Origin of the sequence: Motiliproteus sediminis, from assembly GCF_017912535.1 — a bacterium.
Taxonomy (GTDB): domain Bacteria; phylum Pseudomonadota; class Gammaproteobacteria; order Pseudomonadales; family Balneatricaceae; genus Motiliproteus; species Motiliproteus sediminis.
In genome coordinates this window covers 414,727-432,430 of the sequence record NZ_JAERQK010000003.1, presented here as the reverse complement: position 1 = coordinate 432,430, position 17,704 = coordinate 414,727, and the positions used below count along the sequence as shown (strand labels likewise).

Sequence of the window (17,704 nt, the reverse complement as noted above, 5' to 3'; positions counted from 1 at the left end):
CTGCTCCCGCATTAAAGATAACGGTATAAAAAGAGCATTGATCCAGGCCAAAGAAATCTCATTTGCCTGGCCTTGAGGGCCGGCATCACCCCGATCGGGTGATACAATGCCGCCGGTCAAAAAATCCAATCAGTGAGGTACGCAATGGCGGAGGAACTGGATAAATATCTGGAGATGATGGTGGATATGGAAGGCGCGGACCTGTTTCTCGCCACCAACGCCAAGCCCAGCTCCAAAATCCACGGCAAACTGGTCCCTCTGGCCGAACATGTCATGCCACGCGGGCGGATCAAGGAGATCGCCTACGACATCATGGATGAGGAGCAGATTGCCGAGTTCGAAAAGCGCCCGGAGATGAACCTGGCCATATCCAAGCCAGGGCTGGGGCGTTTTCGGGTCAACATCTTCCGTCAGCGACACGAATACTCGATGGTGATCCGCTCCATCAGCACGGACATCCCCGACATCAAGAAGCTCGGTTTGCCGGAGACGTTGCCCAAGCTGATCATGGAGAAGCGCGGGTTGATTCTGTTCGTCGGTGGCACCGGCTCCGGAAAATCGACCTCGCTCGCGTCACTGATCGATTACCGCAACAGCAACAGCGCCGGCCACATCATTACCATCGAGGATCCGGTAGAGTTCGTTCACCGGCATAAGAAATCGATCATTAATCAGCGCGAAGTGGGAGTGGATACACTGTGCTACCGCGACGCGCTGGAAAACACCCTGCGCCAGGCGCCCGATGTGATCCTGATCGGCGAGATCCGCAGCGCGGAAACCATGGAGCACGCGTTGGCGTTCGCCGAAACCGGCCACCTCTGCCTCTCCACCCTGCACGCCAACAACGCCAACCAAGCGCTGGGGCGGATCATCAACTTCTTTCCCGAAGAGCGGCATAAGCAGCTGCTGCTTGATATATCCCTCAACATGAAAGGGATCATCTCGCAGCGCCTGATACCCACCGTAGACGGCAAGCGCGCCGCCGCCATCGAGGTGATGACCGGCTCCCCACGAGTGTGTGAACTGATCAAGAACGGCCAGATCGACGAGCTCAAGGAGGTGATGGAAAAGTCCGCCAGCTCCGGAATGCAGACGTTCGACATGGCGCTGTTCAACCTGTGGAAAGGGGGCCGCATCTCGGCCGAGGAAGCGTTGCGCAACGCGGATTCGAAAAACAACCTCGCCCTGCGTATGCGCCTGGTCGCCAAACAACGGGCGGAAGCGGCAGAAAGCAAGGGCGAGGACGCTGCACCCGGCCCCGACACCAGCAACACAGACGAGCCAAAGCTGTCGCTATCGCTGGAACCGGTGGAAGAAGAGAAGCCGGATGATGACAGCCCCGAGCAGGATGATGCTCGCGGCCAGGTGTACAACCGTGCCTCGAGCAAAGGCCCCGCCAAGGAGTGACACTGGCACTGCGGTCCGGATGCGAAGCCCACTGCCCCGGCTGCCGGCACCGCACCCTCTCCGGCGATGACAGCCTGCGCCAGAAGTACCAGTTTCTCGCTTCACAGCTTGAACCCTGGCAGGCGCAGTTACAACCGGTGGCCTCAGTCACCGGTGAGCAGCGCTGGGGTTACCGTGACCGCGTGCAGCTGAGCTGCGCCTGGCAACAGGGTTGGCGCGCAGGCCTGCGCCGGCGCGACGAGCTGATCCCGATCCCCCACTGTCCGGTACAGAGCCCGCGCGTTCGCCGCGCACTGGCACTGCTGCTGCCGCTGTTACCACCGCCCGAGCAGGACTTTCAGCTCGCGTACTGGGTCCAGAGTGGTGCGCAACTGGTGCTGGTACTGAAACAAGCCGCGCTCCCCGAATGCCCTTGGTTGAGCGCGCACCTCTGGGCACAACTGCAACACCTGGGCATAGAAGGCCTGTGGCTCCATCTGCACCCCAGCGCTGGTCGCAAGGTATTGGCAAAACCAGGCTGGCACCTACTGCGGGGCGCGGCCTATTCCCGTGACGCTTCCGGCCTGATTCATGGCCCCGCCGCGTTTCAGCAGCTCCTGCCACAGCTGTTTAATCAGGCCCTCGATTGCGCCGAAACCTTCTTGCAGCCAAGCGCCAGCACGCGAGTACTGGATCTCTACAGCGGCAGCGGCAGTAGCCTGCGGCGCTGGCACCAGCATGGCGCGGCCGTGTTGGGCGTAGAGATCAGCGCCGCTGCTATCGACTGTGCCGCCCGCAACGTACCAGAAGCCCCCATACTGAGGGGCAGCTGCGAAAACCGGTTGCCCCAGCTGGAGCAGTGGCGCAGAGAGAATTCCAACGCCCACTATCTGCTATATACCAATCCACCGCGCACCGGCATGGAATCGGCGGTAACCGACTGGGTCGCCCAGCAACTGCGCCCTACACGCATCGCCTACCTGTCCTGCAGTGCCGGAACGCTGGCCCGCGATCTGGCTCAACTAACCGCCAGCGGGTACCGCGTTGAGACACTGCAGCCATTCGACTTCTTCCCCCAGACGCATCATGTCGAGACACTGGCCCTGCTCCAACGAGAGGGATAACCGGTCGCACCAGCGATCAGGCTTATTTATACTGGCCGCTACCCTGCCCCAGCGCTGTTGCGAAGGAAAAACGATGCCACTGACTGTTTATCTATCCGGCGAAATACACACAGACTGGCGCCAGCAGATCATTGCCGGCTGCGAGGCCAGACAGCTCCCGTTTCACTTCACCTCGGCAGTAACCGATCATGATGCTAGCGATGCCGCCGGTGACCCCCTGGGCACCGAAAGCGACAACTTCTGGCGCGATCATAAGTCCGCCAAGGTCAACGCTATCCGCACCATCTCGTTGATCGAACAGTGTGATCTGGCGGTGGTCCGCTTTGGCAGTCAGTACAAACAATGGAACGCCGCCTTCGATGCCGGCCAGCTTGCGGCAAAAGGCAAGCCCTACATCACCCTGCATGAGCGTGATCTGGTTCACCCGCTGAAAGAGGTGGACGGCGCTGCCATGGCCTGGGCACAAAGCCCTGAACAGGTGGTGGAACTGTTGGCTTATATCGCCCGTGAAAAGTAGAGGGCCTTAAGTCATCGACCGCTAACAACTCGGGCAGCCAACGTCGGATGCAGGAAACACCCGCTGTTTGGACCGGCCCGTTCAGGCAATCGATCGGTCGGCTTTGCGAACAAAGTAGTCAGTTAAACTTCTCTAATTATTAGCGACCTAAGGGCTGTAAATTCTAGACAGCGAGACCTTTTTTCCGAAATGAGGTGTTAGGCAATGAAAGCTCTACGTGCCGAAGAAACCACGATCTAAAGCCTTCGTTACTGTGAAGCTTCAAACTCAAGGTCATCGACCACTAACTGGTAGCCGGTTTCTATCTGACTGGCACCGTCAACCAGGCTTAATTCTGGGTTCGCCGCTTCAGTGCGCATCAGGCCTCTGACTTTTACAATGGTGTAGAAGTGGGTTGGCGGCGGCACCGGGGATGTCAGGCGGGCATAAACGATCTGATTGGGTGGTGGCGGCGGTTCATGGATGCAGGCTCCTATGTAGGGCACCAGTAAGAATTCGCTGACCAATTGGCCGGTAAACTCTAGGGGCAGAAAGAATCCGCGCATTTCGATGCGTTGCTGGTTGAGCTCAGGATTAGTTGTTTTTCCTTCGCGAATATACTGCTCAATCAGTTTTTCACGCGTTTTGAACAGCTGATCGACGTCCAAACCCTCCTGAGTCAGGATTACTCGCTCAATTTCGGCCTGCTCCATCAGCTCTGGATTAACCTCAAGACCTTGCGCCTGGTTATCTACCACATCAGCGATTATCGACAGGCGATCCAGCTGCAGGTCGCTGAGTGAGTCGAAGGGATTATCCATCGGGGGCGGCAGGTGGGCAGTAAGGGTTTCCCAGGTGATCTGGCGTACCTCAGCAGCAACCGATAACTGGGCAACCAGCCCCAACAGAGCCATCGTTAGCAAGCGTTTCATAGTGTTCCTTTGATCACCCTAATGTCTGGCTGAAAGGCCATCGGCCAGCGTGTAGTAGTAGATATGTACTGCGGGGATCAGACTAATGACAAGGCCAGCCACCACAATACCGGCTAACCAATAAATCTGCTCCAGAGATAACCACTGAAAGTGCAGATCAATTCCCCACTGGCTGAGTAGCCAGGGCTGGGCCAGCGCAATCGATCCGTACAGGAGCCCTAACCCAAGCAGCAGACCCAGTAACAGAATCACCAGTGCCTCACCGAGGATCAATGTAACAATATGGTAAGGCCGTGCTCCAATCGCTCGCAGCATCGACATTTCACGACGGCGTTGCTGCAGGCTGTTCAGCAAAATGATCAGCATCCCCACCAGACTGACGAGCAGGACCAGCGCCGACACCAATAACAGTGCGTTTTCTGCGACCGATACGAGATGCCACAGTTCCAGCAGCGCCACACCCGGCATCACCGCAGTAAGCGGCTCAATCTTGCTGGTGTTAATCATGTGCTGCATGGCCAATGCCTGGTTACGTTGTTTTAAACCGAGATAAAAGCCGCTTATCTGGCGGTTATCATGCGCAGAGTGAAGGTCGTCGGATGCGGGTGTAGCCACCATGCCAGGGGCGTCATGCTCGCCATGCTCGTCATGCTCGTCATGCTCGTCATGCTCAGAATGATGGCCCGGGTGGGCATCTTGATCGTGGCTATGTAATGCGGTTCGTGGCTCGGGGGTTCTGGCGCTTCTGCGCGCCAGGGGGTCATGTCCATGCGCCGCGTTGTCCTGTCTTTGGTGTATTTCGTCGATGGCATTTAAGCTAACGAACAATGTCCGATCAAACGCGGTACCCGTGGGTGCCAGGATGCCACTCAGGGTTTGCGCATGACGATCATGGTGTAGAAAGCTCTCGCCGCTGCCATGTGACAAGATCAGCTCCTGCCCCAAGCGATAGCCGTAACGGCGTGCGACTTCGGCACCGATGACGACCTGATGTTCTTTCTGAAACCAGTCCCCTCGTTGCAATTGCAGGGGTTGCTGGTCGCCATACTTAAAATGCTCGAAAAAGCTATCGGTTGTGCCGATGACCGGAAGCCCACGATGACTGTCACCCAGCGAGATCGGGATACTCCAGCGGACTCTGGGGTCGCTGCTGATCTGCTGGTAGCTACTCCACTCAACACCTGTGCTGATAGCGCCAACCTGAAACACGCTGGATAGCAATAAATTGATGGAGCTGGTTCGAGCGCCGACGATCAGATCTGTGCCTGATAGCGAATTAATAAAGCTCTGCCGGGCCTGTGTACGCAAGGTATCTATCGCCAATAGCAGCGCGATACTCAGGGCTAACGACGCAACCGCCAGGCTCAGTGTCAACTTCCGGTTACGAAAGCTCTTCCAGGCTAGGTTAGTGATCATAAGGCTGGCCCCTGCTCAGTGAGTGCGACACGCGCACTGTCTTGATACTGCAGGGTCATCTGCCGATCAAACAGGTCTGCCAGCTGGGCGTCGTGGCTGACAAACAGCAAAGCCGCACCGCTGGCCTTGCACTCGTTGAATAGCAGGTCGATAAATTGCTCTCGGCGTTCGCTATCCAGCGATGAGGTTGGTTCATCGGCGACCACCAGCTCGGGGGACCCCATCAAGGCCCGCGCAACGGCTATACGCTGTTGTTGTCCCACACTGAGCTGGTGCACCGGTAGCTTTAGCCATCTGGGATCAGCCATATCCAAATGGGATAGCAAGCGCACTGCTTCCTCTGCCACGCTGGAAGATTTGGCAAGCGCACGCTGCCTGCGTAGTGCTGAAAATTGGCACGTGAGCAGTACGTTTTCTACCGGCGTCAGGTAGGGGATGAGGTTGAACTGCTGGAAGATCATACCGATATGATCGGCTCGCAAGTGATCCCGCCGACCTGCACCTACCTGTCCTAGCGATTGGCCGAGCAATCTGATATGACCCTGCTGTGGTCTGAGTATGCCGACCAACAAACTCAACAGGGTTGTTTTGCCGCTGCCACTGGGGCCATGAATGAACAGGCACTCATTCGACACCAAGTCGAGCTGCTCAACCTGAAGACCAAAACCAGAATCGTTTGCCCACTGATAAGTGAGACTTTCAACCTGTATTACTGGTGCGACCACCGTTGCTCCCGACTAATTCAGTGACTTGTGCTACGAACAGTTTTCTTAGGGCTTATTGGGTCAGACAAGTTCCCGGAGGGGGCTATCTTAACAGCGGGTAGACCTGTGAGCAGCTGATCTATATATGTCTGTTTTGTCGCATCAGGAGTCGCCAAGGCGCGCTCGCTGAAAAGTCAGCTTTCGTGGTTTTCACTTGTATACCTGCCAACGAATATCAGCAACGGCTAACAGGCCGCTACGATGCCACCAGTGACCGCCGACGACCGGGTGGTCATTGATAGCGGGAGATCGCATCAATTGACCGAAAGCGGCCCTATATGACGCTCAGCCTTAAATCCAATGGCGGTTCTGTGCTAGCCTCCCTGTTATTCGCAGAATAACAACTAAAAGAGTCGCCAAAGCATGTACTTAACCAAGCTTCTCAGCACCGTCACCGCGGCCGCGGTTCTCAGTGCCGTTACCCTACCGGCTGTCGCCGAGCAGGATGGTCGTCACAGCATCGTGCTCCGCCCGAAAGAACAGGCGATGATGCTGGAGGATATGCGCCGCTATCTCCACGGAATCCGTAAAATTACCACGGCCCTCTCGCGTGAGGACAATGCCGCAGTAGAAAAAGCTGCTCGCGAACTGGGGACCATCGCCATCTACGAGGTAAAGCCGATCGCCAACGATCCGCTGGTCCCGCGCTTCCGTTCGCTGGCAACCCGGCTACATGAGGAGTTTGAAGAGATGGCCGATGCCGCCAAAGAGGGTGAAACACCGAACCAGTTGCTCAGGCGTCTGAGCAAACTGATGAATCAATGTGTAAAGTGCCACGAAACCTATAAGACCGGCTCTTATCCCCAGCAATACTGACAAGGCGAAACCCGTGGCGGCTTATCCGGCCGCCCTGTCGTCCAGTTCGAGCCACTCAATCCGCCGAATGCCCGCCAGCCGACTGCGGGTCGTCCAGCCGCACGCAGGCGCTCTCACCCGCCCCAGCACCCAGCTGTTGCCAAGGCGCTCAGCTTGCGCCAGCAGGCTGTAAAACGCCTCCGCCCGACTGCCAAGCCCGCTTTCATCAAGCACGAACCGGATCTCATGACCGCAATAGTGATCACCGGTGAATTCCACCCCCGACGGCACCACCGCCAGTTCACGACAGAGCTGATTCAGCAGCACCTGCGCGTTCTTCTCGCTCTTGGCATTGGTCTTCAGTATCCAACGGGTTTTCATCGACTCACGGTTACCGTTGAAAGAGTGAGGCGGGCGCGAACGCCCGCCGGTCAACTCAGATATTGGCGATGCGGTTAAGGCCGGCAATCGCGGCCACCCGGAAGGCTTCCGCCATGGTGGGATAGTTGAAGGTGTTGTTGACGAAGTAGGCGATGGTGTTGGCCTCGCCCTTCTGGTTCATGATCGCCTGACCGATGTGGATGATCTCCGAGGCCCGGTCGCCAAAACAGTGAATACCCAGAATCTCCAGCGTTTCGCGGTGGAACAGAATCTTCAGCATCCCCACCGGCTCACCATAGATCTGCGCGCGGGCCAGATCTTTGAAGAACGCCTGACCGACTTCGTAAGGTACTTTAGCCGCGGTCAGTTCCATCTCGGTCTTGCCGATAGAGCTGATCTCCGGAATGGTATAGATACCGGTGGGCACCTCGTTGATATAACGGAAGTCGTCAGCCTGCAACATATCGGAAGCTGCCGCCCGGCCCTGATCAATGGCCGCCGACGCCAGACTGGGCCAGCCAATCACGTCACCCACGGCGTAGACCCCTTCTACCTCGGTGCGATAGTGATCGTCCACCTTCAGCTGGCCTCGGCCGTCACCCTTGAGGCCGATATTCTCCAGCCCCAGCCCATCAGTGTTGCCGGTACGTCCGTTACACCACAAGAAAGCGTCAGACCGGATCTTCTTGCCCGATTTGAGCGTCAGCACCACGCCGTGGTCGTCACCCTCCACGGATTCGTACTCCTCGTTGTGGCGGATGGTGCAGCCGTTATTGCGCAGGTGATAGCTCAACGCATCGGAGATCTCGTCGTCCATGAATGAGAGCAGCCGGTCCCGGTTGTCGATCAGGTCGACCTTGACCCCGAGGCCGGCAAAAATGGATGCGTACTCACAACCGATCACGCCGGCACCGTATACGATCAGGGTACGCGGGGTGTGTTCCAGCTTAAGAATGGTATCGGAGTTGTAGATCCGCTCGTGGGCGAAGTCGATATCCGCCGGGGTATAGGGGCGCGATCCGGTGGCAATGACAATATTCTTGGCCCGCAGGGTGTCGTTGTCGCGGTTGGCGTGTTCGACCAGAACGGAATGCTCATCGATAAAACGCGCCGTACCAAAATACACATCAACACGGTTGCGGGCATAAAACCCGGTACGCAGCATCACCTGATTGGCGATAACCTTTTCAGCCCGCTTCAAGACCTTTGGGAACGAGAACCACATCGGCCCGCCGATATCCCGAAACAGCGGATTGGTATTGAACTCCATGATCTGCTTGACCGAATGACGCAGCGCCTTGGACGGCACCGTGCCGACGTGAGTGCAGTTGCCACCCACCTGATCACGCATCTCGACTACGGCAACCCGGCGCCCCTTTTTGGCGGCGTTCATCGCCGCACCTTCGCCCGCCGGGCCCGACCCGATCACGACCACGTCATAATCATAAACCGCCATGAAACTCCCCTATCACACTCAACTAGCACAGGTGGATCTTATCGGTGCCTATGGCCAGCACCCGCCCACTCAAATTGGTTTGGTTTACTTTTTAGGCAGCTCGTAGGCCAGGTCCGTGTCGTCCGCCTGTTTGGCCTGCTGAGCCTCTTGTTCTTTCTCACACTTATTGGGATCGTCACCGCAGATGGGGCAGGTGTAATCCTTTTCGCCCAACGCTGCGCCCACGCCGCCGCAGGAGCCTTTAATGGGCGAGCGCCCGAACATCACGCCCACGGAGGTCGCCGCAATAACCAGCAGCATCACGACAAAGGTAATAATCAGGGTTTCCATAGGTCACCTCATTGAATCAGAAACGGTTTAAACGCTTCCGTTGCGTATTCAGCAAAACCTTCATCGGTTTTGACGATAAACAGCACCGCAAGGTCCATAGCCTCAGCCAATCGGCGGCCACGCTCATCCCCCAGCACCATCATGGCAGTTGCCAGCGCGTCTGCGCGGGCACAGGAGGGATCCAACACCGTCACCGATGCCAACCGATGGGTGATCGGCTTTGCGGTAGCCGGATCGATGGTATGCGAATAACGCACCCCGTCCTGCTCAAAATAGTTGCGGTAGTCACCGGAGGTGGCGATAGCGGTTTCGCTTGCCCGAATCACCTCCTGCACATCACCACGAGTGCCCGCCAGCGGACTTTCCACCGCGATCCGCCAGGGCTGGCCATCGGGTTTGATACCATGAGCCCGCAGCTCCCCGCCTACCTCGACAAGGTAGGCTGAAAATTCCGGCGCCAGCAAATCCGCCACCGCATCGACGGCATAGCCCTTGGCGATGGCAGACAGGTCGAGATACTGATCTGCCGTCTTTAGCAGCGCCGGAGGCTCCGATCGCACGCTAATGGACTGGTAACCGATCCGACCGCGCAGCTCATCGATCTGTTGTTGTGAAGGAGCTTTAGATATGACCCCGTTGGGGCCAAATCCCCACAGGTTGACCAACGGGCCAACGGTCATATCAAAAGCACCTTGGGTCTGTTCACTGATGGTGAGCCCCAAAGCGACCACCCTGGCAGTCTCGTCACTCACCGCAAACCACTGGTTTGCTTCCGCCCGGTTAAAGCGGCTGAGTTCGGAGTCATCCCGATAGGTGGACATTCGTTGATTGATTCGGTCCAGCACCGCCTGCACTTGCTGGCGTGTCGCGCGCAGATCCAGATCCTGTGACGCAACCACTTTGACCGAATAGGTGGTACCCATGGTGGTACCGGATAACGTGTGAACGGCGAGCTCAGGCTCGCCGTTCATGCATCCCGCCAAGGCCCAGGCTGCGGCAACAAAAGCCAACAGCCGGGCAAGGCGGTTCAGGTGATGCGTCACGCTCAAGGGCGATTAACCACCAAAGTCATCAAGCAGGATGTTCTCGGGCTCAACGCCCAGATCTTCCAGCATCTTGATAACCGCAGAGGTCATCATCGGCGGTCCACACATGTAGAACTCGCAATCTTCAGGCGCTTCGTGGTCCTTCAGATAGTTTTCGTACAGCACGTTGTGGATAAAGCCGGTGTAGCCGTCCCAGTTGTCTTCCGGCAGCGGATCAGACAGGGCCAGGTGCCACTCGAAGTTGTCGTTCTCTTCCTGCAGCTGGTCGAACTCTTCCATGTAGAACGCTTCGCGCATGGAGCGCGCACCGTACCAGTAGGACATCTTGCGAGTCGACTTCAAACGCTTGAGCTGGTCAAAGATGTGCGAGCGCATCGGCGCCATGCCGGCACCACCGCCGACAAACACCATCTCCGCATCGGTATCCTTGGCGAAGAACTCACCAAAGGGACCGTATACGGTAACCTTGTCGCCCGGCTTGAGGCTGAAGACGTAGGAAGACATCTGCCCGGGGGGCAGGTCGTCACGACCCGGAGGCGGAGTAGCAACACGGATGTTGAACTTCACCACACCCTTCTCTTCGGGGTAGTTGGCCATGGAGTACGCGCGGATGACGGTTTCGTCAACCTTGGAGACGTAGCGCCAGATGTCGAACTTGTCCCAATCGGGGTGATATTCGGGATCGATGTCGAAGTCTTTGTAGGCTGCCACGTGCGGCGGGCATTCCAACTGCACATAACCACCGGCGCGGAAGTCCACGTTCTCACCTTCGGGCAGACGCAGGGTCAGCTCCTTGATGAAGGTAGCCACGTTGGGGTTGGACTCAACGGTACACTCCCACTTCTTGACGCCGAAGACGTCGTCTTCAACTTCGATCTTCATGTCCTGCTTGACCGCCACCTGACAGCTCAGGCGCCAGCCTTCGCGGCGCTGACCTTTGGTGAAGTGGCCCTCTTCAGTGGGCAGCATTTCACCACCACCCTCTTCGACAACACACTTGCACTGCGCGCAGGTACCACCACCGCCACAGGCGGAGGAGAGGAAGATACCCTGGCCCGCCAGGGTACCGAGCAGCTTGCCGCCAGCCGGTGCCTTGATGGTTTTTTCGGGATCTCCGTTAATTTCAATGGTCACGTCGCCGGAATTGACCATCTTGGAGCGGGCGAACAGGATCACCGCTACAAGGGCCAGTACCACGACCGTGAACATGATTACACCAAGTATAATTTCCATGTTCGTTTAACCTTTATTCTGCTCTATTCCGCACAGCTTAGAGCTGTACCCCGGAGAAGGACATGAAGCCCAGCGCCATCAGACCGACGGTCACGAAGGTGATGCCCAGACCACGGAGACCGTGGGGCACGTCGCTGTACTTCATCTTCTCGCGAATACCCGCCAGTGCGGTGATCGCCAGCGCCCAGCCGGTGCCGGCGCCCAGACCATAAACCACCGACTCGCCGAAGTTGTAGTCCCGCTCCACCATGAACAGCGCACCCGCCATGATGGCGCAGTTAACCGTGATCAGGGGCAGGAATACGCCCAGAGCGTTGTAGAGAGCCGGCACAAACTTATCCAGGAACATCTCCAGGATCTGAACGATCGCGGCGATAACGCCGATATAGGAGATAAGTCCCAGGAAGCTCAGGTCGACATTCGGCAGACCGGCCCAGGCCAGTGCACCATCCTTGAGCAGATAGGTGTAGATCAGGTTATTGATCGGCACGGTGATGCCCAGCACCACGATAACCGCAATACCCAGACCCAGAGCGGTCTGCACCTTCTTGGAGATGGCGATAAAGGTACACATCCCCAGGAAGAAGGCCAGAGCCATGTTTTCGATAAAGACTGACTTTACGAACAGGCTAATAAAATGTTCCATGACGCTTCTCCCCTTACTTGGTGTTAGGAGCCATAACGAATTCCGGCTCCTCAACCTGGTCCTTCTTCAGGGTACGCAGACCCCAGATCATCAGACCGATAACAAAGAAAGCGGAAGGCGGCAGCAACATCAGACCGTTCGGCACGTACCAGCCACCGTTGGTAACCAGCGGCAGGAGTTCAAAACCGAACAGCGAGCCTGCACCGAACAGCTCACGAATGAAGCCCACGAACATCAGTACCGCACCGTAACCGAGGCCATTACCGATACCATCCAGGAAGCTGATTCCCGGGGGGTTCTTCATGGCGAAGGCTTCCGCCCGGCCCATAACGATACAGTTGGTGATGATCAGCCCCACGAATACCGACAGCTGCTTGGACAGATCGTAAACGAACGCCTTGAGCACCTGATCCACCACGATTACCAAAGAGGCAATAATGGTCATCTGCACGATGATACGGATGTTATTCGGGATGTGGTTGCGGATTGCCGCGATAAACAGATTCGAGAATCCGGTAACCGCGATTACTGCCAGCGACATCACCAGCGCCACATTCATGCTGCTGGTTACCGCCAGCGCTGAACAGATACCGAGGATCTGGAGCGCGATCGGGTTGTTGTCCAGAATCGGTTTGACGACTACGTCTTTTTTGGTATCAGCCATGATTTACACCTCACCCTTGCGCAGCTTGGCCAGGAAGGGCGCGTAGCCGTTCTCACCCAACCAGAACTGCACCAGATTGGTTACACCAACGGACGTCAAAGTAGCACCGGCCAGACCATCGATCTTGTGCTCGGCACCCTTGGACGCCGGATCAACAGTACCCTTGATCAGCTGAATCTCTGGGTTGAGCGGGTCATCACCGTAAACTTTTTTGCCCGGCCAAACGCCTTTCCAGCGGGGGTTGTCAACCTCACCGCCCAGTCCCGGAGTTTCTGCATGCTCGTAGAAACCGAGACCTTCAACGGTGTTCAGGTCGCCCTTAAGCGCCATAAAGCCGTAAAGCGTTGACCACAGACCTTTACCATGGATCGGCAGAATCAGGGTTTCGATCTCGTCACCCTTCTTGATCATGTACAAGGTCTTGTAGCGGGAGTGCTTCTTGATACCCGCACGGTCAATGCTACCGGTCAGGGTTACCGCAGAAGCCGGATCCTTAGCTGCTTTGCGTTCATCCAGTTTGGATGGATCAACATCGTCAGCCCAGGTATTGGTTTCAAGATCGATCACGCGGGATACCACGTTTTCGTCAAACACCTGCTGTACCGAGCGACCAGCCGCATCGATATTGGCCGCAGCCAGGATATTGGATTTAAGGTCAATTTCCTTGTTAGCCAACTGCTTGGGCTTGAGGCCAACAGCCGCTGCCGATACGAACACCGCGCACACGACGCACAGCGAGATCGTAACGATCAGCGTTTTGGAGATAGTATCGTTATTAGCGGACATTACGCTGCATCCTCCGTTTAACGTTGGCCTGCACCACAAAGAAGTCGATCAGCGGCGCGAACAGGTTGGCGAACAGGATCGCCAGCATCATGCCTTCGGGGAACGCGGGGTTGACCACACGGATCAGTACCACCATCACGCCGATCAGCGCGCCGAACCACCACTTGCCGGTATTGGTCATGGAGGCGGACACCGGGTCAGTCGCCATAAACACCATACCGAAGGCAAAACCACCCAGAACCAGGTGCCAGTGCCAGGGCAGACCGAACATCGGGTTGGTGTCGGAACCGATCAGGTTGAACAGCAAGGTCATGCCGATCATCCCCACCATCACCCCGGCAACGATGCGCCAGGCTGCAATGCGGAAGAACATCAGCGCCGCACCACCGATCAGGATGGCAATGGTGCTTACTTCACCCACAGAACCTTGAATGTTACCCAGGAAGGCATCCATCCAGGTAATGTTCTGAGCCAGTACCGCTTCAACGCCACCCGCCGCTGCGATACCCAGAGGAGTCGCACCGGAGAAGCCGTCAACGGCGGTCCAGACCGCGTCACCGGAAAGTTGCGCCGGATAGGCGAAGAACAGGAACGCACGACCCGCCAGCGCCGGGTTGACGAAGTTCTTGCCGGTACCACCGAACACTTCCTTGGCGACAACTACACCGAAGGTAATGCCCAGCGCCACCTGCCACAGCGGAATAGTGGGCGGCAGGATCAGCGCAAACAGGATAGAAGTAACGAAGAAGCCCTCGTTCACTTCATGGCCACGCTTCATCGCGAACAGCACTTCCCAGAAACCACCAACCACGAACGTGGTGAGGTATACGGGCAGCCAGTAAACTGCGCCATAAATGAAGTTATCCCAGGTGCTCGCCGCGTCGTGTCCGGCAAACATGCCGATCAGCGCGCCGCGCCAGCCTTCGACTTCGGTGACACCCAGTGCCGCCATCGCCGTGTTGGCCTGATAGCCCAGGTTGTACATCCCGGCAAAAACCGCCGGAAAAGTACACATCCACACCAGGATCATCATCCGCTTCAGGTCAACCGCGTCGCGAACGTGCGCCGCTGATTTTGTTACCTGACCGGGGGTGTAGAAGATGGTATCGACCGCTTCATAGAGGGCGTACCAGTTTTCGTATTTGCCGCCTTTGTGAAAGTGCGGCTCAAGCTTGTCCAGAAAACCACGGATGCTCATCATCAGCCCTCTTTCTCGATCTGCGTCAGGTTGTCGCGAAGAATCGGACCGTACTCGTACTTGCCGGTACAGGCATAGGTACAGAGTGCGATATCTTCTTCGTCAAGCTCCAGCGCGCCGAGGTTAATCGCCGTATCCATATCGCCCACGACCAGTGCACGCAGCAGTTGGGTCGGCAGGATATCCAGCGGCATAACGTCTTCAAACTGCCCTACCGGCACCATGGCCCGCTCGGAACCGTTGGTGGTGGTAGTGAAGTTAAACAGCTTAGAGCTGAACTTGCCGGTTACCACGTTGAGCAGAGAGTGCTTCTCTTTACCCGGCGCGATCCAGCCCATGAAGTCGCGTGAGCGACCTTCGAGCAGCACGCTGATCTGGTTGGTGTAACGGGTCAGGAAAGCAAAGGGGCCTTCCGCGATAGCGCCGTTGAAGACAGATCCGGAAATGACACGGTTATCCGCGTTCTTAACCCGGCCTGCTACCAGCTCGTCGGTATTGGCTCCAACACGAGTACGCAGCAGCGTCGGCTCGGACACCTGCGGGCCACCCAGCGCAACAACACGTTCAACCGACAGACGACCGGTAGTAAACAGCTTGGCGATGGCGATCACGTCCTGGTAACCGATATACCAAACCGTCTTGGTAGCGCTGACCGGATCCAGAAAGTGAATGTGGGTGCCGGGGTTACCCGCCGGGTGAACACCTTCAAACTCAGCCACGGTAGAAACCCCCGCGGCCGGGATGTCTGCGCCCGCTGCTTTACACAGGAACAACTTACCCTGCACCAGCTTGGCCAGAATCTCCTGGCCCTGCAGGAAAGCGTCTTTCTGCTCAGCGATGATTACCGCCGGATCCGCGGATAGCGGATTGGTGTCGATCGCGGTGATGAAGATGGAGCTGGGCTCGCTTCCGGGAGCGGGAACCTTACTGAATGGGCGGGTGCGCAGCGCGGTCCAGAGACCGGACTCAACCAGGTTTTCCACCACCTGCTCGCGGCTCAACTGGCCGAGAGCTGCGGCGTCAGTTTGCGGGAATTCAACAGCATCATCGCCGTCGATCTCAATTACTACAGACTGCAGAGCCCGCTTCTCACCACGGTTAATCGCAGACACGACGCCACTTGCTGGCGCTGTGTATTTGACACCGGGTGTTTTCTTGTCGGTAAAAATCACCTGGCCGAGCTTCACTCGGTCGCCTTCACGAACAGCCATAGTAGGCTTCATGCCCACGTAGTCTGTGCCGATCACGGCTACCGAGCGCACTTCAGCACCATCAACGATGGTCTGACGCGGTGCGCCGGCAATAGGTAGATCCAGACCTTTGTTGATCTTGATCATACGCCTCACCCAATCAAAAAAGCTTTACTTTCAGGAACCTGTAAAACACCTGCACCGACTGAAGCACAGAACTGCGTTTTATCACTCAGATCCCTACCAAAAAAACCGCACAATTATAAAGATTTGGACCACCTTTTTCTACTCAACCAATGGGCTAGAAGGCAGCTTTTCCAAATTTTTTGCACCGCCGTCGCCGGGCCACAAAAAAAGCCGCTATCTAGCGGCTTTTTCGTTCATAACCGATTGAATCTCTTATCCTTCAATCGGGTAAGCTTGGAGCGTCGAGCGAGTCACCTGCTGCAGCAGACGGACCACCTGGCAGCTGTAACCAAACTCGTTGTCGTACCAAACGTAGAGCACACAGGAGTCACCGGCACCACTGACGATGGTCGCCAGCCCATCGACGATACCCGCCGCACGGCTGCCGACAAAATCAGTGGAAACCGCTTCCGGAGAGTTGCTGTAATCGATCTGCTTCTGCAATTTGGAATGCAGGGCTGCATCACGCAGATAGGTATTGATTTCGTCCTTGGTGGTGGCCTTTTCCAGATTCAGGTTAAGAATCGCCATGGACACATTCGGCGTCGGCACGCGGATCGCGTTGCCGGTCAGCTTGCCTTCCATTTCCGGCAGCGCCTTGGCAACCGCCTTGGCAGCACCGGTTTCGGTCAGAACCATGTTCAGGCCCGCCGCACGACCGCGACGATCACCCTTGTGGTAGTTGTCGATCAGATTCTGGTCGTTGGTGTAAGCGTGAACCGTCTCAACGTGACCATTTTTGACGCCGTACTTGTCGTTGACCGCCTTCAGTACCGGCGTAATGGCGTTGGTGGTACAAGAAGCCGCGGACAGGATCACATCTTCCGGCGTCACGTCACCGTTATTCACACCCATCACGATGTTCTTAACACCCTTGCCCGGCGCGGTCAGAATGACGCGAGAAACACCGTTGGCACGCAGATGCAGCGACAGGCCGTCGTGATCACGCCACTTACCGGTGTTGTCGATCACCACGGCGTTGCTGATGCCGTAAGCGGTGTAATCGATAGTATCGGGCGCGTCGGAGTAGATCACCTTGATGACGTTACCGTTGGCAACGATGGCGCTATTTTCTTCATCAACAGTAATGGTACCCAGGAAAGAACCGTGCACGGAGTCACGACGCAGCAGGCTGGCACGCTTTTCCAGATCACCACCCTGACCACGAACCACAATGGCGCGCAGGCGCAGGTTCTGACCGCCACCGGTTTTTTCGATCAGCAGGCGCGCTAGCAAACGACCGATACGACCAAAACCGTAGAGCACAACATCAGTGGCCGGCGCTTCTTCGCCGTTGTTCAGCGCACCCGCCAGCTCCTTGTTCAGGAACTCTTCCATCGACTGACCGTTAGCTTCACGCTTGAACTTGACTGCCAGCTTGCCGATGTCGATATGGGAGTGCCCCAGATCCATCTTATCCATCGCCTGCAGTACCGGATAGGTATCCAGCGGCGACAGCTCTTCACCTTCGATCTGGCGCGCAAAGCGGTGCGCCTTGAGGATGTTGATAACGGAACGTTTAACAACGATCTTGCCGAATACAGAGGTTTCGACTTCACGGTCGCGATACAGACGGCCGATTACCGGGATCATCGCTTCAGCGACGGCTTCACGCTCTTTCCATTCAGCAAAGACTTGTTCTTGACTCACGGGGGCTACTCCAATGTCGTCAGAA

The 17,704-nt window shown here is 56.8% G+C and carries 18 protein-coding genes; 4 read left to right on the top strand and 14 right to left on the bottom strand.

What is annotated here, in order from left to right:
* Positions 1-144: 144 nt before the first annotated feature.
* The 3 genes from JJQ76_RS08885 (at position 145) to JJQ76_RS08875 (ending at position 3,027) form a co-directional block, all read left to right on the top strand.
* On the top strand, positions 145-1,407 hold the full coding sequence (locus JJQ76_RS08885; protein WP_210396430.1) for a PilT/PilU family type 4a pilus ATPase: 1,263 nt from the start codon (positions 145-147) through the stop codon (positions 1,405-1,407).
* On the top strand, positions 1,404-2,510 hold the full coding sequence (locus tag JJQ76_RS08880; protein ID WP_210396429.1) for a class I SAM-dependent RNA methyltransferase: 1,107 nt from the start codon (positions 1,404-1,406) through the stop codon (positions 2,508-2,510). The genes JJQ76_RS08885 and JJQ76_RS08880 overlap by 4 nt, the downstream gene beginning before the upstream one ends.
* Positions 2,511-2,583: 73 nt before the next feature.
* Entirely contained in the window at positions 2,584-3,027 is a 444-nt protein-coding gene (locus JJQ76_RS08875; RefSeq protein ID WP_210396428.1) for a YtoQ family protein, read from the top strand.
* Between the two features lie 248 nt (positions 3,028-3,275).
* Here the strand turns inward: JJQ76_RS08875 and JJQ76_RS08870 are convergent, their stop codons facing one another.
* Genes JJQ76_RS08870 through JJQ76_RS08860 form a run of 3 tightly spaced genes read right to left on the bottom strand, consistent with a single transcriptional unit; the run spans position 3,276 to position 5,989 of the window.
* Positions 3,276-3,938: a DUF3299 domain-containing protein gene (locus tag JJQ76_RS08870; protein ID WP_246480489.1), complete on the bottom strand. Its 663-nt coding sequence runs from the start codon at positions 3,936-3,938 to the stop codon at positions 3,276-3,278.
* 18 nt (positions 3,939-3,956) lie between these two features.
* Positions 3,957-5,312, bottom strand: coding sequence for an FtsX-like permease family protein (locus JJQ76_RS08865; RefSeq protein ID WP_210396427.1), 1,356 nt, complete (start codon positions 5,310-5,312; stop codon positions 3,957-3,959).
* A gap of 38 nt (positions 5,313-5,350) precedes the next feature.
* Positions 5,351-5,989 carry an ATP-binding cassette domain-containing protein gene (locus tag JJQ76_RS08860; RefSeq protein ID WP_343232508.1) on the bottom strand — a complete coding sequence of 213 codons (639 nt, stop codon included), beginning with the start codon at positions 5,987-5,989 and terminating at the stop codon, positions 5,351-5,353.
* Between the two features lie 492 nt (positions 5,990-6,481).
* Between JJQ76_RS08860 and JJQ76_RS08855 the strand changes: the two genes are divergently transcribed.
* Positions 6,482-6,934, top strand: coding sequence for a cytochrome c (locus tag JJQ76_RS08855; RefSeq protein WP_210396425.1), 453 nt, complete (start codon positions 6,482-6,484; stop codon positions 6,932-6,934).
* Between the two features lie 21 nt (positions 6,935-6,955).
* On the opposite strand, the gene JJQ76_RS08850 is transcribed toward JJQ76_RS08855, so the two are convergent.
* From JJQ76_RS08850 to JJQ76_RS08800, 11 genes are all read right to left on the bottom strand, one after another.
* Complete coding sequence (locus JJQ76_RS08850) at positions 6,956-7,294, bottom strand: hypothetical protein (RefSeq protein WP_210396424.1); 339 nt, start codon at positions 7,292-7,294, stop codon at positions 6,956-6,958.
* A 55-nt stretch (positions 7,295-7,349) separates the two neighbouring features.
* Entirely contained in the window at positions 7,350-8,750 is a 1,401-nt protein-coding gene (gene sthA / locus JJQ76_RS08845; protein WP_210396423.1) for a Si-specific NAD(P)(+) transhydrogenase, read from the bottom strand.
* Positions 8,751-8,834: 84 nt separating this feature from the next.
* Positions 8,835-9,080 carry a (Na+)-NQR maturation NqrM gene (gene nqrM / locus JJQ76_RS08840; RefSeq protein ID WP_210396422.1) on the bottom strand — a complete coding sequence of 82 codons (246 nt, stop codon included), beginning with the start codon at positions 9,078-9,080 and terminating at the stop codon, positions 8,835-8,837.
* A gap of 8 nt (positions 9,081-9,088) precedes the next feature.
* Entirely contained in the window at positions 9,089-10,123 is a 1,035-nt protein-coding gene (locus JJQ76_RS08835; protein ID WP_343232507.1) for an FAD:protein FMN transferase, read from the bottom strand.
* Between the two features lie 12 nt (positions 10,124-10,135).
* Positions 10,136-11,359, bottom strand: coding sequence for an NADH:ubiquinone reductase (Na(+)-transporting) subunit F (gene nqrF / locus JJQ76_RS08830; RefSeq protein ID WP_210396421.1), 1,224 nt, complete (start codon positions 11,357-11,359; stop codon positions 10,136-10,138).
* Between the two features lie 37 nt (positions 11,360-11,396).
* Entirely contained in the window at positions 11,397-12,005 is a 609-nt protein-coding gene (gene nqrE / locus JJQ76_RS08825; RefSeq protein WP_210396420.1) for an NADH:ubiquinone reductase (Na(+)-transporting) subunit E, read from the bottom strand.
* A 13-nt stretch (positions 12,006-12,018) separates the two neighbouring features.
* A complete protein-coding gene (locus JJQ76_RS08820; RefSeq protein WP_210396419.1) occupies positions 12,019-12,669 on the bottom strand; it encodes an NADH:ubiquinone reductase (Na(+)-transporting) subunit D in 651 nt (216 codons plus the stop codon).
* 3 nt (positions 12,670-12,672) lie between these two features.
* Positions 12,673-13,455, bottom strand: a complete 783-nt coding sequence (locus JJQ76_RS08815; RefSeq protein ID WP_210396418.1) for a Na(+)-translocating NADH-quinone reductase subunit C — start codon at positions 13,453-13,455, stop codon at positions 12,673-12,675.
* The gene (locus JJQ76_RS08810; protein ID WP_210396475.1) at positions 13,445-14,653 is read right to left on the bottom strand and encodes an NADH:ubiquinone reductase (Na(+)-transporting) subunit B; all 1,209 of its coding nucleotides are present in this window, start codon (positions 14,651-14,653) and stop codon (positions 13,445-13,447) included. The genes JJQ76_RS08815 and JJQ76_RS08810 overlap by 11 nt, the downstream gene beginning before the upstream one ends.
* Positions 14,654-14,655: 2 nt before the next feature.
* Complete coding sequence (locus JJQ76_RS08805) at positions 14,656-15,990, bottom strand: Na(+)-translocating NADH-quinone reductase subunit A (protein WP_210396417.1); 1,335 nt, start codon at positions 15,988-15,990, stop codon at positions 14,656-14,658.
* Between the two features lie 252 nt (positions 15,991-16,242).
* Positions 16,243-17,679, bottom strand: coding sequence for a glyceraldehyde-3-phosphate dehydrogenase (locus JJQ76_RS08800; RefSeq protein WP_210396416.1), 1,437 nt, complete (start codon positions 17,677-17,679; stop codon positions 16,243-16,245).
* Positions 17,680-17,704: the final 25 nt, after the last annotated feature.

Bases quoted from the DNA above. Each gene is read 5' to 3' on its own strand.
- nqrM (WP_210396422.1), bottom strand. From the start codon at position 9,080: ATGGAAACCCTGATTATTACCTTTGTCGTGATGCTGCTGGTTATTGCG.
- JJQ76_RS08810 (WP_210396475.1), bottom strand. From the start codon at position 14,653: ATGAGCATCCGTGGTTTTCTGGACAAGCTTGAGCCGCACTTTCACAAA.
- JJQ76_RS08805 (WP_210396417.1), bottom strand. From the start codon at position 15,990: ATGATCAAGATCAACAAAGGTCTGGATCTACCTATTGCCGGCGCACCG.
- nqrE (WP_210396420.1), bottom strand. From the start codon at position 12,005: ATGGAACATTTTATTAGCCTGTTCGTAAAGTCAGTCTTTATCGAAAAC.
- JJQ76_RS08820 (WP_210396419.1), bottom strand. From the start codon at position 12,669: ATGGCTGATACCAAAAAAGACGTAGTCGTCAAACCGATTCTGGACAAC.
- sthA (WP_210396423.1), bottom strand. From the start codon at position 8,750: ATGGCGGTTTATGATTATGACGTGGTCGTGATCGGGTCGGGCCCGGCG.
- JJQ76_RS08870 (WP_246480489.1), bottom strand. From the start codon at position 3,938: ATGAAACGCTTGCTAACGATGGCTCTGTTGGGGCTGGTTGCCCAGTTA.
- nqrF (WP_210396421.1), bottom strand. From the start codon at position 11,359: ATGGAAATTATACTTGGTGTAATCATGTTCACGGTCGTGGTACTGGCC.
- JJQ76_RS08815 (WP_210396418.1), bottom strand. From the start codon at position 13,455: ATGTCCGCTAATAACGATACTATCTCCAAAACGCTGATCGTTACGATC.
- JJQ76_RS08875 (WP_210396428.1), top strand. From the start codon at position 2,584: ATGCCACTGACTGTTTATCTATCCGGCGAAATACACACAGACTGGCGC.
- JJQ76_RS08885 (WP_210396430.1), top strand. From the start codon at position 145: ATGGCGGAGGAACTGGATAAATATCTGGAGATGATGGTGGATATGGAA.
- JJQ76_RS08855 (WP_210396425.1), top strand. From the start codon at position 6,482: ATGTACTTAACCAAGCTTCTCAGCACCGTCACCGCGGCCGCGGTTCTC.
- JJQ76_RS08850 (WP_210396424.1), bottom strand. From the start codon at position 7,294: ATGAAAACCCGTTGGATACTGAAGACCAATGCCAAGAGCGAGAAGAAC.